The 15,031-nt window shown below is 71.2% G+C and carries 14 protein-coding genes; 5 read left to right on the forward strand and 9 right to left on the reverse strand.

Annotation, left to right across the window (positions count from 1 at the left end):
* Window position 1 precedes the first annotated feature (1 nt).
* The 3 genes from ACWC5C_RS24865 to nudC all read left to right on the forward strand — a co-directional run bounded on the left by ACWC5C_RS24865 (window position 2) and on the right by nudC (window position 5,994).
* A complete protein-coding gene (locus tag ACWC5C_RS24865; RefSeq protein ID WP_450878645.1) occupies window positions 2–3,529 on the forward strand; it encodes a UvrD-helicase domain-containing protein in 3,528 nt (1,175 codons plus the stop codon).
* A 74-nt stretch (window positions 3,530–3,603) separates the two neighbouring features.
* Window positions 3,604–5,007, forward strand: a complete 1,404-nt coding sequence (locus ACWC5C_RS24870) for a dipeptidase (RefSeq protein WP_450878647.1) — start codon at window positions 3,604–3,606, stop codon at window positions 5,005–5,007.
* A gap of 51 nt (window positions 5,008–5,058) precedes the next feature.
* Window positions 5,059–5,994 (forward strand): NAD(+) diphosphatase, encoded by a 936-nt coding sequence (gene nudC / locus ACWC5C_RS24875; protein ID WP_385447083.1) that lies wholly within the window; start codon window positions 5,059–5,061, stop codon window positions 5,992–5,994.
* Window positions 5,995–6,028: 34 nt separating this feature from the next.
* On the opposite strand, the gene ACWC5C_RS24880 is transcribed toward nudC, so the two are convergent.
* Window positions 6,029–6,838, reverse strand: coding sequence for an alpha/beta fold hydrolase (locus ACWC5C_RS24880; protein WP_450878649.1), 810 nt, complete (start codon window positions 6,836–6,838; stop codon window positions 6,029–6,031).
* Window positions 6,839–6,917: 79 nt separating this feature from the next.
* Between ACWC5C_RS24880 and ACWC5C_RS24885 the strand changes: the two genes are divergently transcribed.
* Entirely contained in the window at window positions 6,918–7,322 is a 405-nt protein-coding gene (locus ACWC5C_RS24885; protein ID WP_450878651.1) for a MerR family transcriptional regulator, read from the forward strand.
* Window positions 7,323–7,336: 14 nt separating this feature from the next.
* Here ACWC5C_RS24885 and ACWC5C_RS24890 read toward each other — a convergent pair whose 3' ends face one another.
* From ACWC5C_RS24890 to ACWC5C_RS24925, 8 genes are all read right to left on the reverse strand, one after another.
* A complete protein-coding gene (locus ACWC5C_RS24890; RefSeq protein WP_450878653.1) occupies window positions 7,337–7,762 on the reverse strand; it encodes a hypothetical protein in 426 nt (141 codons plus the stop codon).
* A gap of 409 nt (window positions 7,763–8,171) precedes the next feature.
* Window positions 8,172–9,077, reverse strand: a complete 906-nt coding sequence (locus tag ACWC5C_RS24895; RefSeq protein WP_450878655.1) for an aldo/keto reductase — start codon at window positions 9,075–9,077, stop codon at window positions 8,172–8,174.
* A complete protein-coding gene (locus ACWC5C_RS24900; protein ID WP_450878657.1) occupies window positions 9,074–10,261 on the reverse strand; it encodes a cupin domain-containing protein in 1,188 nt (395 codons plus the stop codon). Before ACWC5C_RS24900 ends, ACWC5C_RS24895 begins: the two co-directional genes overlap by 4 nt.
* A 14-nt stretch (window positions 10,262–10,275) precedes the next feature.
* The gene (locus tag ACWC5C_RS24905; RefSeq protein ID WP_450878659.1) at window positions 10,276–10,413 is read right to left on the reverse strand and encodes a hypothetical protein; all 138 of its coding nucleotides are present in this window, start codon (window positions 10,411–10,413) and stop codon (window positions 10,276–10,278) included.
* An 88-nt stretch (window positions 10,414–10,501) separates the two neighbouring features.
* Window positions 10,502–11,335, reverse strand: a complete 834-nt coding sequence (locus ACWC5C_RS24910) for a helix-turn-helix domain-containing protein (RefSeq protein WP_450878661.1) — start codon at window positions 11,333–11,335, stop codon at window positions 10,502–10,504.
* Window positions 11,332–11,844: a DUF6879 family protein gene (locus ACWC5C_RS24915; RefSeq protein ID WP_450878663.1), complete on the reverse strand. Its 513-nt coding sequence runs from the start codon at window positions 11,842–11,844 to the stop codon at window positions 11,332–11,334. Before ACWC5C_RS24915 ends, ACWC5C_RS24910 begins: the two co-directional genes overlap by 4 nt.
* A complete protein-coding gene (locus tag ACWC5C_RS24920; RefSeq protein WP_450878665.1) occupies window positions 11,828–12,046 on the reverse strand; it encodes a hypothetical protein in 219 nt (72 codons plus the stop codon). The genes ACWC5C_RS24915 and ACWC5C_RS24920 overlap by 17 nt, the downstream gene beginning before the upstream one ends.
* Before the next feature lie 206 nt (window positions 12,047–12,252).
* On the reverse strand, window positions 12,253–12,513 hold the full coding sequence (locus ACWC5C_RS24925; RefSeq protein WP_450878667.1) for a mycoredoxin: 261 nt from the start codon (window positions 12,511–12,513) through the stop codon (window positions 12,253–12,255).
* 145 nt (window positions 12,514–12,658) lie between these two features.
* On the opposite strand from ACWC5C_RS24925, the gene ACWC5C_RS24930 reads away from it, so the two are divergent.
* Window positions 12,659–14,944: an ATP-dependent DNA helicase UvrD2 gene (locus tag ACWC5C_RS24930; RefSeq protein WP_450878669.1), complete on the forward strand. Its 2,286-nt coding sequence runs from the start codon at window positions 12,659–12,661 to the stop codon at window positions 14,942–14,944.
* Window positions 14,945–15,031: the final 87 nt, after the last annotated feature.

Consider the following 15,031-nt stretch of genomic DNA (forward strand, 5'->3'; position numbering starts at 1 on the left):
AGTGTCAGCCCGCATCACCGATCCCGAACAGCTCAAGGAGCTGCTCGGGATTCCCTTCACCCCCGAGCAGACGGCGTGCATCACCGCGCCGCCCGCCCCGCAGGTGATCGTCGCCGGAGCGGGCTCCGGCAAGACCACGGTGATGGCCGCGCGCGTCGTCTGGCTGGTGGGCACCGGCCAGGTCGCGCCCGACCAGGTGCTGGGCCTCACGTTCACCAACAAGGCCGCGGGCGAACTGGCCGAGCGGGTACGGAAGGCGCTCGTCAAGGCGGGCGTCGTGGACCTCGACCCGGATCCGGGCGCCGCCGAGGAGGCCGCGGGCGAGCCCGGCATCTCCACGTACCACGCCTTCGCCGGACAGCTCCTCAAGGAACACGGGCTGCGCATCGGCCTGGAGCCCAGCGCCCGGCTGCTCGCCGACGCCACCCGCTTCCAGCTCGCCGCGCGCGTGCTGCGCACCGCCCCCGGCCCCTACCCGGCGCTCGTCCGCCCCTTCGCCGACCTGGTGACGGATCTGCTCGCGCTCGACGCCGAACTGGCCGAGCACCTGGTCCCCGCCGAGCGGCTGCGTACGTACGACGCCGAGCTGCTGGACACCCTCGACGGCGTGAAGCTGACCAACGACACGCTGCGCAAGGTGCCCGAGGCCGCCCGCGCCCGCCGCGAACTCCTCGAACTGGTCGAGGAGTACCGCGCCGAGAAGCGCCGCCGCGATCTGCTCGACTTCGGCGACCAGATCGCGCTGTCCGCCGCCCTGGCCCGCAGCGGCCCGGAGGTCGGCCGGATCCTGCGCGAGCAGTACGCGGTCGTCCTGCTGGACGAGTACCAGGACACCTCCGTCGCCCAGCGGCTGCTGCTGTCCGGTCTGTTCGGCGGCGGCACCGGACACCCCGTCACCGCCGTCGGCGACCCGTGCCAGGCCATCTACGGCTGGCGCGGCGCCTCGGTGGCCAACCTCGACGACTTCCCCGCCCACTTCCCGCACCGCGACGGCAGCCCCGCGCGCCGCTACGCGCTCAGTGAGAACCGGCGCAGCGGCGGCCGCCTGCTGGACCTCGCCAACGGGCTCGCCGCCCCGCTGCGCGCGATGCACCAGGGCGTCGAGGCGCTGCGCCCCGCGCCCGGCGCCGAGCGGGACGGCCTGGTGCGGTGCGCGCTGCTGCCCACCCACGCCGAGGAGCTGGCCTGGCTCGCCGACTCGATCGCCCATCTGGTGCGCACCGGCACCCCGCCCGGCGAGATCGCGGTCCTGTGCCGCACGGCCGGTGACTTCGCCGAGATCCAGGGCGAACTGGTGGAGCGGGACGTTCCGGTGGAGGTCGTGGGGCTGTCGGGGCTGCTGCACCTGCCCGAGATCGCCGACCTGGTGGCGGTCTGCGAGGTGCTGCAGGACCCGGGGGCCAACGCGGCGCTGGTCCGGCTGCTCACCGGCCCGCGCTGGCGCATCGGCCCCCGCGACCTGGCGCTGCTCGGCCGCCGCGCCCGCGCGCTCGTCTCGTACGGTGGCCACGGCGACCCGGAGGACGACCCGGACCGGCGGCTCGCCGAGGCCGTCGAGGGCGTCGACCCGTCGGAGATCATCTCGCTCGCCGACGCCCTCGACACCTTCCTGGAATCCGGTGGCGGCCCGGACGACGGACTGCCCTTCTCGGCCGAGGCCCGGGTGCGCTTCGCCCGCCTCGCCGCCGAACTGCGCGAGCTGCGGCGCTCGCTGGCCGACCCGCTGATGGACGTCCTCCACCGGGTGCTGGCCACCACCGGCCTGGAGGTCGAGCTGTCCGCCTCGCCGCACGCCCTGGCCGCCCGCCGCCGCGAGACGCTGGGCAACTTCCTGGACGTCGCCGCGTCCTTCGCCACCCAGGCGAGCGCTGCGGTGGACGGCGAGGCCACCCTGCAGTCGTTCCTGGGCTTCCTGCGGACCGCCGCCCAGTACGAGAAGGGGCTCGACAACGCCCTCCCGGGCGGGGAGAACACGGTCAAGGTGCTCACCGCGCACAAGTCCAAGGGGCTGGAGTGGGACGTGGTGGCGGTACCCGGACTGGTCGAGGGCCGGTTCCCGAGCGAGCAGAGCCGCGAGTCCTGGACGGCGAACGCCAGGGTCCTGCCGCACGCCCTGCGCGGCGACGCCGACACCCTCCCGGAGGCCCCGGACTGGGACGCCAAGGGGCTCACCGCCTTCAAGGGCGCCATGAAGGAGCACCAGCGCACGGAGGAACTCCGCCTCGGCTACGTCACCTTCACCCGCCCCCGCTCCCTGCTGCTGGGCTCCGGCCACTGGTGGGGCCCGACCCAGAAGCGCCGCCGAGGCCCGTCCTCCTTCCTGCAGGCGCTGCGCGCCCACGGCGAGGCCGGGTACGGCGAGGTCGAGGCGTGGGCGGACGAGCCGGAGGAGGACGCGGAGAACCCGGCCCTGCGCGAAAGGTCCACCGACCGCGCCTGGCCCCTCCCCCTGGACCCCGCCGCCCTGACCCGCCGCCGCCAGGCGGCGAACACGGTCCTGACCCACCTGGCCCGCCTGGAGGCGGCGGCAGGTACGCAGGCCGCGGACGGGCACGCAGCGCACCCGCACGGCCCGGTCCCGGACGACGCCCCGGTGTGGCCGGAGCCGCTGGACGACGAGGACTGGCCGGAGCCGCCGGACGGCCTGGAGCCGTACCCGTACGAGGACGACGTGCCGCCCGACGCCCCGGACCCGTACGGCGACGAGCGCGCGTACCCCCATAACCCGCCCCCCACGCCGGATGGCGACCTGGCTCCCGAGGAGGCGCGGCTGGCCGACTCCTGGGACCGTGACCTCGACGCGCTCGCCGGGGAGCTGCGGCGCGCTCGCGAGAGCGTGCACGAGGTGCCCGTACCGCAGACCCTGACCGCCTCCCAGCTGATGCGGCTCGCCGCCGACCCGGACGGCTTCGCGCGGGAGCTGGCCCGCCCCATGCCGCGCCCGCCGCAGCCCGCCGCGCGCCGGGGCACCCGGTTCCATGCCTGGGTCGAGTCGCGCTTCGAGGCGCTGCCGCTGCCGTTCCTCGGCCCGGACGAGCTGCCGGGCGGCGCGGACGACGAGCCGGAGATCGCGGACGAGCGGGAGCTGACGGCGCTCAAGGAGGCGTTCGCGCGCACGCCGTACGCCCGGCGCACGCCGCACCGCGTGGAGGTGCCGTTCCAGCTGACCCTGGCGGGCCGGACCGTGCGCGGCCGGATCGACGCCGTATACCGGAAGCCCGGAACAGACGACGGGCACGGCTACGAGATCATCGACTGGAAGACCGGCCGGTCGGACGCCGACCCGCTCCAGCTGGCCATCTACCGCCTGGTCTGGGCCGAACAGCACGGCCTGCCGCTGTCGGCGGTCTCGGCGGCGTTCCTCTATGTACGCAGCGGGGAGATCGTGCGCCCGGCGGACCTGCCCGGCCGGGCGGAGCTGGAACGCATCCTGACCGGCGAGGCGGACGAGGGGGACGAGGCGCACGAGACGGACGAGACGGACGAGCCCGAGGATGTCCGTAACGCGTTCACCGACGTCGAACCGTGACCGAGCGCGACCGCGGATGAGCGGCCCGGAGACCCCGGCTCTGGCACTTCCGCGCGCCGGATAGGCTCACATCCATGAGCACCACCCCGGACACGGACAACGCCGTCCGCGCCTTCGTCGACGGCCACTACACCGCCTTCCTCGACGACCTCGGCGCCTGGCTGCGCATACCCTCCGTATCCGCCGACCCCGCGCGCGCCGGTGACGTCCGCCGCAGCGCGGAGTGGCTCGCGGCGCACCTCACCGCGACCGGCTTCCCGGAGGTCGAGATCTGGGAGACGCCCGGCGCCCCGGCGGTGTTCGCCGCCTGGCCGTCCGGCGATCCGGACGCCCCCACCGTGCTCGTCTACGGGCACCACGACGTCCAGCCCGCCGCCCGCGAGGACGGCTGGCACACCGACCCCTTCGACCCGGTCGTCAAGGACGGCAGGCTGTACGCGCGCGGCGCAGCCGACGACAAGGGGCAGGTCCTCTTCCACACCCTGGGCGTGCGCGCCCATCTGGCCGCGACCGGCCGCACCGCGCCCGCCGTGAACCTCAAGCTGCTGATCGAGGGCGAGGAGGAGTCGGGCTCCCCGCACTTCCCCGAGCTGATCCAAGCGCACGCCGACCGGCTCGCCTGCGACACCGTGATCGTCTCCGACACCGGCATGTGGTCCGAGGACACCCCGACCGTCTGCACCGGCATGCGCGGCCTCACCGACTGCCAGATCGACCTGTACGGGCCGGACCAGGACATCCACTCCGGCTCCTTCGGCGGCGCGGTGCCCAACCCGGCCACCGAGGCCGCCCGGCTGGCCGCGGCGCTCCACCACGACGACCGCACGGTGGCCGTCCCGGGCTTCTACGACGGCATCGTGGAGCTGACCGACCGCGAGCGCGAACTCTTCGCGGAGCTGCCCTTCGACGAGGCGGGCTGGCTGCGCACCGCGCATTCGCACGGCCTGCTCGGCGAGACCGGGTACACCACCCTGGAGCGGCTCTGGGCCCGCCCGACCGCCGAGGTCAACGGCATCGCCGGGGGCTACCAGGGCCCGGGCGGGAAGACGATCGTGCCGTCCGCCGCCCAGCTCAAGCTGTCCTTCCGGCTGGTGGCCGGTCAGGACACGGAGCAGATCCAGCGGTCCGTACGGGAGTGGGTCGCGGCATCCCTCCCGGCCGGGATCCGGCACGAGATCACCTTCTGGGGCGCGACCCGCCCCTGTCTGACCCCCTTGGACCACCCCGCCCTCCAGTCCCTGGTACGGGCCATGGGGCGGGCGTTCGACCAGAAGATCCGCTTCACCCGCGAGGGCGGATCAGGACCGGCGGCCGACCTGCGGGACGTCCTGGGCGCTCCGGTGCTCTTCCTGGGCATCTCGGTGCCGTCCGACGGCTGGCACGCACCCAACGAGAAGGTCGAGCTTGACCTGCTCGTGAAGGGCGCCGAGACGGCCGCCCACCTCTGGGCCGACCTCGCGGAGAATGGACCCGTATAACCCTCGTATGTACGTAAATCACCCGTTTCACAGGGGAAGTTGGAAGCAGCCGTGACCACCTGGACCGAGCGCGCCGCCACCCGGCCGATCACGCTCAGCGCCCCGAGCGGCATCGACCGCGCGGCGCACCACCGACTGGACGAGGCGTGGCTGGCCGCGGCGTGGAGCCACCCGACGACGCGGGTCTTCGTGGTCTCCGGAGGCCAGGCCCTGGTCGACGACACCCCGGACGGCCGTACCGAGCTGGTCATGACCCCGGCCTTCGAGGCCCCGCCCACCGAGACCCACCGCTACTTCCTGGGCACCGACGAGGACGGGGTGCGCTACTTCGCGCTGCAGAAGGACACCCTGCCGGGCCGCATGGACCAGTCGGCGCGCCCCGCGGGGCTGCGCGAGGCGGGCTCGCTGCTGTCCGAGCGCGACGCGGGGCTGCTGGTGCACGCGGTCGCCCTGGAGAACTGGCAGCGGCTCCACCGCTTCTGCTCCCGCTGCGGCGAGCGCACGGTGATCGCGGCGGCGGGCCACATCCGCCGCTGCCCGGCCTGCGGTGCCGAGCACTACCCGCGCACCGACCCCGCCGTGATCATGCTGGTGACGGACGACCTGGACCGCGCGCTGCTGGGCCGCCAGGTGCACTGGCCGGAGGGCCGCTTCTCGACGCTCGCGGGCTTCGTGGAGCCGGGGGAGTCGATCGAGCAGGCGGTGATCCGCGAGGTGTTCGAGGAGGCGGGCGTCCCGGTCGGCGAGGTCGAGTACGTCGCCAGCCAGCCCTGGCCGTTCCCGTCCAGCCTGATGCTGGGCTTCATGGCCCGGGCCACGTCCTCCCTGATCCAGGTGGACGGCGAGGAGATCCACGAGGCCCGCTGGTTCTCCCGGGACGACCTGCGCACCGCGATCGAGTCCGGCGAGGTGCTGCCCCCCTCCGGCATCTCGATCGCGGCCCGCCTGATCGAACTCTGGTACGGCGAACCGCTACCGCGCGGCTGACCCGTCACCCGCGCGAGCGGCTGCCGCCGGACGCTCAGGCCGAGGTGGCGGGAAGAGCGGTGAGGAACGCGCGGACGTGCTGGAGCCAGGTCGCCCGGTCCGCCTCGTTCAGAATGTGGGCGGCGCCCGGCAGCTCGATCAGCTGGGCGCCCGGAATCCCGGCCGCCAGGCGGTACGAGCTTTCGGGCAGCACCAGCCGGTCACCGGTCGGCACCACCACCAGAGTGGGTACGGACACCTTCCCCAGGTCGGCCCGTACGTCCACGCGGGACACCAGGTCGAAGTGGTCCAGCATGCCCCGCGGCATCGTGGACAAGGTCTGGGCCACCGGCGCGTCGAGATCGGCCGGTTCGAGGTCCGCCAGGTCCGCCGGGGACATGCAGGACAGGAGGGCGAGCCGTGCGACGTCGTCCCACTGGCCCGCGGCCGCGAGGGACTTGATCAGCTGGGCGGCGAGCGCCAGGACGGGGTCGGTGGTGGGGAAACCGGCGGTGAGGACGAGGGCCCGGACCCGGTCGGGGTGTCGGGTGGCGATCCGGACGGCCACGGCGCTGCCGAGGGACTCCCCGAGTACGGCGAACGAGTCCTGACCGGCCGCTACGGCGGCCGCGACCAGGAGGTCGGCGAGATCGTCCAGCTCCAGAGGCTCGACGGCCACGGCGGAACCACCCGCTCCGGGGTAGTGCGGGCCGACGAGGGTGTAGTCCCGGGCGAGGTCGTCGAGGACGAGGCCGAAGTTTCCCTCGATGCTGCCACCGGCACCGTGGGCGAGCAGCAGCGCGGGGCCGCGCCCCCGCACGAGGACGTCGAGGTGGGCGGCGGGAAGCGCGTGATCAGTGGTCATGCCGCCGACGCTAAACTCCGACACCGGTGTCAGAGTCAAGTCGCGGCGTGCGCACGGGGGCGGGGATGGGGCGAGTGGTATGCGCATGAAGGAGATGGTGCGGCGCACCAGGGTCCACGAGCGGCTGCTGCGCTACTACGAGCAGCAAGGACTGCTGACCCCCGAGCGGCTGCCCAGCGGCTACCGCGTCTACGGCGACGCGGACGTCGAGACGGTGCGCCGCATTCGCCATCTGCTGGCGGCAGGCCTACCGACCGCTCTCATCGCCCAGGTCCTGCCGTGCGTCAGCACGGACGACGAGCGCCTCGTCCCCACCTGCCCGGACCTGCTCGCCCAGCTGCGCCGCGAGGACGAGCGCATCACCCGCGCCATAGAGGATCTACAGGCGTCCCGCACGCTGCTCAACACCATCATCGCCGCCGCCCCTCCCGCCGCCCCCGAGCCCCCGAGCCCGCCCCAACCGGATACCGCCGAGCCCCGCTGACCCGCGCCACCGGCTCAGCCACCCACCTCGGAGTGCACCGGGGCGGGTGGCCGAACGCCGGTGAGCGCCTCCGCGCGCGCGAGGAGGCGTGGTGCCAGGTCCGGGTACCAGCCACGGGCGACGGCCTGCAGCATCTCCGCCAGCGCCGCGAGTTCCCCGGCCCGGCCGTCAGGAGTGTCCAGCACCGCGCCGAACTCCTGCCGGACCCGGTCGGCCACGTCAGGCACGAGCAAGCTGTTGGCGTGGAGAAGGCCCGCGTCGTAGCCGAGGGGCACTAGCCCCCACCGCTCCCAGTCCAGCAGGGTCAGGGGCGCGGTCGTGAGGTTGCCCCAGTGCAGATCACCGTGACCGGTCACCCGCTCCACCCGGCCGGGGGCCGGGATGCCGAGGAACTGAGGGAAGGCGCGCTCGATCCACCCGTCCCGGACAGTCGTCCTCACACCCTCCGCCTCTGCGAGGAGATCAAGGGCTCGGCGGAGGTCCGCCCACCACTCATCAGGCAATCGGGGGTCGCGGTCGAGGTCCGCCCGCTCCGGGGACACGACGGGTTGCGTTACGTAGTCCAGGACCTCCGTGTGGAAAGCCCAGTCCCCGTCGGTCCAGTCATGCACCCCGTGCAGTCGTGGGCGAGGGACGCTCTCCGGCACCAACCCAGCGGCCCCCGCGACGCCCTCTCCCCGCCTCCTGCCCGCGTTCCTCCTGGCGGTCCGGCTCATCCGCAGCCACCGGTCGCCTGCCCGCCGTCCGAGAGTGACACCGAGGTACCCCCACGTCGGCGGCCCAGCGCAGACGAGCCCCAAAGCCTCGGCCGCCCGCCCGTGAGCCGCCTCCATCAAGCTCCGCACGTCCTCATCCGGCGGCGAGTTCATCGGTCACCCTCCTCAGTTCCCCCGACGTCAGCGGCGCCGCCAGAGCTTTCGCCGCATCGTCCCAGTGTTCGCGGGTACTGGCGGAGACCAGGACCACGTCGAGGCCGGGGCACGACCCGGCGGCCAGCAGGGCAGCGGCGGCGGCCGACAGGCCAGGGCGGATGAAGTTCACCAGTTCAGGTGTCATGGCATCCAGGAGTCCGCCGCCGTGCAGGGGAGCGGAGCCGAATGTGATCAGCCCGGCGTCCTTCGCCTGTACCAGTGGTCCACCGCCGTCGAGTGCCTGCCTGATCAGGTCGTCCATGATCAGGCTGACGGGCATCTGCAAACCCGTGAAGTGATGCTCGGCGGACCCCGCAGCCTGCCGCGCGAGCGTGATCGACTCGGGAACACTGAACGCTCCGGAGCGCAGGCCCGACCACGTGGCGACGCCGTATCCGCCGATCTTTCCGGCATGGGTGAACTCTTCCAGCGTTGCGAAGGCTTCCCGCACGGGTTCGTGCAGAGCCGCGCGGGCGAGGCCGTACCCGTCATGCTCCGGGTTGTGTACGAACACCAGGTCCACGCGGCCGAGCGCGGCCAACGAGCGCTCCGTCTGCCAGCGGATGAAGCGCCGCCCAAGGCTGTGCCCGCTCACTGCCTCTTCCCGGGTGAGCACGCCTTCGGTCAGGGCGGCGCGGCCTTGCCCCTCCGTGAAGAAACCCGTCTTGGTGGCTACCCGAACAGTCAGGTACTCCCCGATAACCGGACGTAACTCCGCATGCGCCCTGCCGTGGACGTAGTGGGGTGCGGTGTCCAGCCACGGGCTACCCGCAGCCAGGGCGGTGCGTGCTGCCTGGCCGACGCCACGCACGCGGTACGTCCCGAGAGAGAGCGCGGCGGTCACAGCGCGGCTCCCACGACCGCGACGGCGTGGCCCTCGACAAGGACGGAGATCAGTTCGGCTATGTCCAGGACCTCCAGCCCGGCGGAGTCGGCGAGTTCGCCTAGTGTTGTCGGCCGATTGGCCAGCAGCGCGCCGAGAGCGGGCGCGGCGGACTCGGCGAAGTCCCAGGCTGTACCGGCCGCTGAGAAGGTGACCGTGCCCTGCGCGCGGTTTGGTGTCAGGCGGCCCCTCGGGGCGGTGAGCTTGACGGCGATCTCTCGCCGAGCGGGGAGCCCATCCACGTACGGCAGGGACGGGACCGGATGTCCTGGGTCGGTCGTGTCGATCGACTCTGCCCATCGCTCCACCAGGCGAGGGGCCGCCAACATGTCGGCTACCTCGTGGCGCATAGCGCCGATGAAGTCCGATTGCTCCGTCGGCGAGCCGAAGCGGGGGATGTCCTTGCGGAACGCGAGGGACCCCCGAAGCTGATCCACCACCCAGAGCATCAAGTCGGCTCCGGTGTGTGGAACCAGGCCGAACGTCAGATGAAGGGACTCCATCCCCTGGTCGGCGGTGACCGCGTGCCACCAGCCGCGCGGCAGGTAGAGCATGTCACCGGGAGCCAGGACGATGTCCGCCACCGGGTCGCCTTCGGGCCTCTCCGGCGACTCCACGTCCCGGAAGGTGGGAGCCTCACGGGTGACCCCGTATAGACGCCACCGTTTCGAGCCGTGCAACTGGACCACGACGACATCGTGGTCGTCCCAATGCAGGCCGAAGCCTTCCCGTTCGGTCCACGACGCGTAGACGTTGGCCTGCACGGACGTCCCGACGAAGCGTTCGAGCCCTTCGGCAGCCATGCCCACAGCCGGGTGGATCTTCTCCACCGCGCCGAGGACCAGCGTCGCCCCGTCCTTGAGCTGGGTGTGGAAGTCGGCTGGCTGGATGCGGGACCAGGTGACCGCGCGGCGGTTCGTGGTCGGTATCGCGTAGCGGTGAAGGGGGACCATCTCGCCATCGACCGATAAACGCAGCCGTGGCGGCTCAAGGCGTTGCGTCGCGATGATCCGGTTCAGGTCGTTCCAGGAGAAGAGGCATGCCGTGTCGGTAGTGCCAGGGAGGTACGCGTAAGTGCGGTGGTACGTCTGGGCGAGGAACGTGTCCCCGCCCAGACGTCCCGCCCACAGGGCTGCGTCGAGCATGGTGGGCGGCCCGGTCAGTCGTTGCCGTCAGAACGGCCACTGGTGACGTCGGACTCCTGCTCGGCCCGGGTACGCGCGGCGACGATTCTGCGCTTCGCGACGAGCAGGCCGTCGCCCGCCGAGCCGACCGGTCCGGTGTTTTCTTCCGCCATCGGATTACCTCTCTTCTCGGGAAACCTCACCGAATGATGACCCCAGAAGGCGGTGGCGGTGCAGTTCTTTCCCGTTACCGACTAAAGATCATGAGCGGCAGGCGGCAGACCATGACGCCAGCAAGGCCCTGGCTTCCTCGCCGAAAAGTGCGTAGCCCTCCAAGGTGGAGAACAGCTCCAGATGCATTTCGATGTCTCTTGGATCTCTCAGGATTACGACACCGGTGGTGTTCTCCACGGTGGCCAGCGTGTTGTCGTAGACGGTGAAGGTGTCCATGGGAGCCATGGGCTTGTATCCCGCTATCGGGACCACGCCGAGCTTTACATTCGTCAAATGGGTGAGGGAGGTCAGTCGGTCGATCTGCAACGCCATTGCAGCTGGCGGCAGGAGCGGCCACCTGACAGCCTGCTCAGTGAGGAGGAAGGTGAACCGCTTTGTTGAGTCGTAAAGGATCTCCTGTCGTTCCAGCTTCCGCGCTATCGTCCTGGTGAGGTCGACTGGAGAGTGGGCAAGGCTGGCCCGGATATACCCAGGAGTGGACAGCAGTCCTGTGATCATGGATAGCAGAAAGAACCGGAACTCTGTAGACGAGGCTTCTAGAGCGGCAAGTTCGGACTGTTTCTTCTCCAGGCCTCTGCGGCGGAGGGAGCGAAGGTCTTGCCACTCGGTATTGGCAAGTCTGGCGAGTGTAATGGCCTCCTCGATGACTTCCGGCGGAGCGGCCACGGCGCGGAGGATTCTCTCCAGGTCGAGCAGGTTTGGCTGGACTTTCCCGTTTTCAATCCGGCTGATCTTCGATTGGGACATGCTGCAACGCCAAGCGAGCCGGTCCCCAGTGAGACCGGCTCGCTTGCGTAGCTCTTTCAGTAGAGCAGCCAGTTCCTGCTGAGGCCGCCCAAGCTGTTCAGGGTCCAACGTCACTCGCTCACGTACTCCAGGAAGGGAACCGATTCGGCCACCGCGATCCGCTTCCACTCCCGGTACGGTCGCGGGTCGCCCGCGTACAGTTCCCGGCTGATCTGCGTTCCGTCCGCCCGGTAGTTCATCAGGGCCACCTTGGACTCGTCGAACATCCAGAAATCCTGATCAGGAAGGCCGGGGTTCTTCCGGTCGGTGAGGTCGAGGATGCGGATATCCTCGCCCGCCTTCACGTGATGCCGATAGTAGTACTCGAACTCGAACCGAAGGTAGTCCGAGAGAGGCCGGGTCACGATATGTACGCGTCCGACGCTCTTTCCTTCCGAAGTCCATCGCCGAACCTCGTCCATCCACTCCGATGCGTAATCGTCCGGCGACTTCTCCCCGGCCAGGAAGCGCTTCAGCTTCTCCGCTTCCTGCGGCATGGTGTAGACGGGCAGCGTCTCCAGCCGCCACGCATCGTGCTCCATGGAGTCGAAGCAGTCATTCCACGCATCACCATCCAAGAGCACGGACGGCCTCCCTCAGAACGCGCTCGGGAATCTTTACTAAAGCCTCACCGGCCGGTGGCTGGAACGCGGTGCACTGGTCGCCCTGCACGATGATTCCGCCATCCGCCTCGTCGCGGTAGACGTTCGGGCAGTCCTTCTCCCCGCATTCCCCCGTGCCCGTGCCGGTGCCCGTGAGCCGAGTAAGCGCCGCACGTTCAGACATGCCAACCCCCTCGCCCCGGCCCTGTTGGGCCGACTGAGCATGACGGTAGAGGCGTCATCTCCGAGCCGTCTATGCACACTCGCGACTATGCGCGTTGTCGCATAAACCAGTCGCCACGGAGGCGGCGTGGGACTTCCGTCGCGCCTTCCGGCAACGAGTAAGCCCCCTGCTGCGGGGCGCGGCAGGGGGCTTCATGCGGCAGGGGGTCAGGCACTCTGAAGGGCCGCCTTGACCTGGGCGAGGCTCGGGTTGGTCATGACGACGTCCTCGCCGCCGTTGGGGGGAATTACCAAAACGGTAGGCACCGTCTGGTTGCCACCGTTCGCCTTCTCGACGAAGGCCGCGGACTCCGGGTCGTGCTCGATGTTGATCTCGGTGTACGTGATCCCCTCGCGGTCCATCTGGCCCTTGAGGCGGCGGCAGTAGCCGCACCAGGTGGTGCTGTACATCGTCACAGTGCCGGACATCGGTCTTCGCTCTCCTCGGGGTCGTGGGGTGGGCAAAGGGTGAACGTTCATCTTCCGTCGCTCATTCCCGGCGTTCATATGACCGCATGGTCACGGCTGTGGACAACCTGCGCGGTGGTCCCGAGGGACCTGGCAGCATGGCGGGGTGACACCAGCAACGCACTCCACTCTCTTCCCGCAGGCCTCCACGCCGGGCGGCTACGCGGCCACGCCGCGTGACGCCGACGCGGTGCTGGAGGGGCTCGACCCCGAGCAGCGCGAGGTGGCGACGGCCCTGCACGGGGCGGTGTGTGTGCTGGCCGGGGCGGGCACCGGCAAGACCCGGGCGATCACCCACCGCATTGCCTACGGGGTGCGCGCGGGCATCCTCCAGCCCGCCAGTGTGCTGGCCGTCACCTTCACCAACCGCGCCGCGGGCGAGATGCGTGGGCGGCTGCGGCAGCTCGGCGCGGGCGGTGTGCAGGCGCGCACCTTCCACTCGGCCGCGCTGCGCCAGCTTCAGTACTTCTGGCCCAAGGCGGTCGGCGGGGACGTGCCGCGGCTGGCCGAGCGCAAGGTGCAGCTGGTCGCCGAGGCCGCCGCGCGCTGCCGCGTCCGGCTGGACCGCAACGAGCTGCGGGATGTGACCGGCGAGATCGAATGGTCGAAGGTCACCCAGACCGTGCCCGAGGACTATCCGGCGGCGGCCGCCAAGTCCGGCCGGGAGGCTCCTCGGGACGCGGCCGAGATCGGCCGGATCTACGCCGGGTATGAGCAGTTGAAGCGCGACCGTGGCGTGATCGACTTCGAGGATGTGCTGCTGCTCACGGTCGGCGTGCTGGAGGAGCGGCCGGACATCGCGGATCAGGTGCGCAGCCAGTATCAGCACTTCGTCGTCGACGAGTATCAGGACGTCAGCCCGCTGCAGCAGCGGCTGCTGGAGCTGTGGCTGGGCGACCGGCAGAGCCTGTGCGTGGTCGGCGACGCCAGCCAGACCATTTACTCCTTCACCGGCGCCACCCCCGACCATCTGCTGGACTTCCGCACCCGGCACCCCGGCGCCACGGTGGTCAAGCTCATCCGTGACTACCGCTCCACCCCTCAGGTCGTGCACCTGGCCAATGGGCTGCTGTCCCAGGCCCGTGGCCGGGCCGCGGACCACCGGCTGGAGCTGGTGTCGCAGCGCGACGCGGGCCCCGAGCCGGTCTACAGCGCCTACGCCGACGAGCCCGCCGAGGCCGAGGCCACCGCCCGCCGGATCCGCGAGCTGATCACGCCGGTCGCGCAGGGCGGCGCCGGTGTGCCGCCCAGCCAGGTCGCGGTCCTCTACCGGGTCAACGCCCAGTCCGAGCTGTACGAGCAGGCGCTGGCCGACGCCCAGGTGCCCTATCAGCTGCGCGGCGCCGAGCGGTTCTTCGAGCGGCCCGAGGTCCGCGAGGCGGGGATGCTGCTGCGGGGCGCGGCCCGCGCCGGAAGCGCCGACCCGGTGCTCTCCGACGACGACCTCCCGTCCCAGGTGCGGGCCGTGCTCGGCACCCGTGGCTGGACGCCCGAGCCCCCCGCCGGATCCGGAGCGGTCCGCGACCGCTGGGAGTCGCTGGCCGCCCTGGTGCGGCTCGCCGAGGACTTCGCGCGGGGCAGGCCCGGGGCCACCCTCTCCGATCTGGTGGCGGAGCTGGACGAGCGGGCGGCCGCCCAGCACGCCCCGACCGTGGAGGGTGTGACGCTCGCCTCACTCCACGCCGCCAAGGGCCTGGAGTGGGACGCGGTCTTCCTGGTGGGGCTGACCGAGGGCATGATGCCGATCACCTACGCCAAGACCGATCAGCAGATCGAGGAGGAGCGGCGGCTGCTCTATGTGGGGGTCACCCGGGCCCGCCGCCATCTGAGCCTGTCGTGGGCGCTCTCCCGGGCGCCCGGCGGCCGCGCCTCCCGCAGGGCCACCCGCTTTCTGAACGGGCTGCGGCCCGGGTCCGCGGCGCCCGCGGCCCGGATGCCCGGCGGAGGCGGCGGGATCGAGCGCGGCGCCGCTCCGGGCGCCCCGGTGCGCAAGCGGCGCACCCCGGTGCACTGCCGGGTCTGCGGCAGGACGCTGACGGACGCGGGCGAGATGAAGCTGATGCGCTGCGAGGACTGCCCCTCCGAGCTGGACGAGGCGCTGTACGAGCGGCTGCATGAGTGGCGGGCCGAGCAGGCCGGGCTGCTGGGCCAGCCGGCCTTTTGCGTCTTCACCGACAAGACGCTGCTCGCCATTGCCGAGGCCGTGCCGGGAACCGAATCGGAGCTGTCGGGCATCTCTGGTGTCGGAAGACGGAAACTCGGCAGGTTCGGCGCCGACGTTCTCGCCCTCTGCGCGGGCCGGGAACTGCCCGGGGCGCACGACGGTGACGAGGGCGTCGAGGGCGGAGGAACCCAACCGGGTGACCCTGCGGAAAACTCGACGGAAAAATAGTTTGCGCGCGCGGACGGCATACCCATAGCCTTCCGAGCACGGAGACAACGGCCCTTCCGGGAACCGAGGAATCCGTGTTGTACTACG

It is taken from the genome of Streptomyces sp. NPDC001700 (assembly GCF_053596435.1).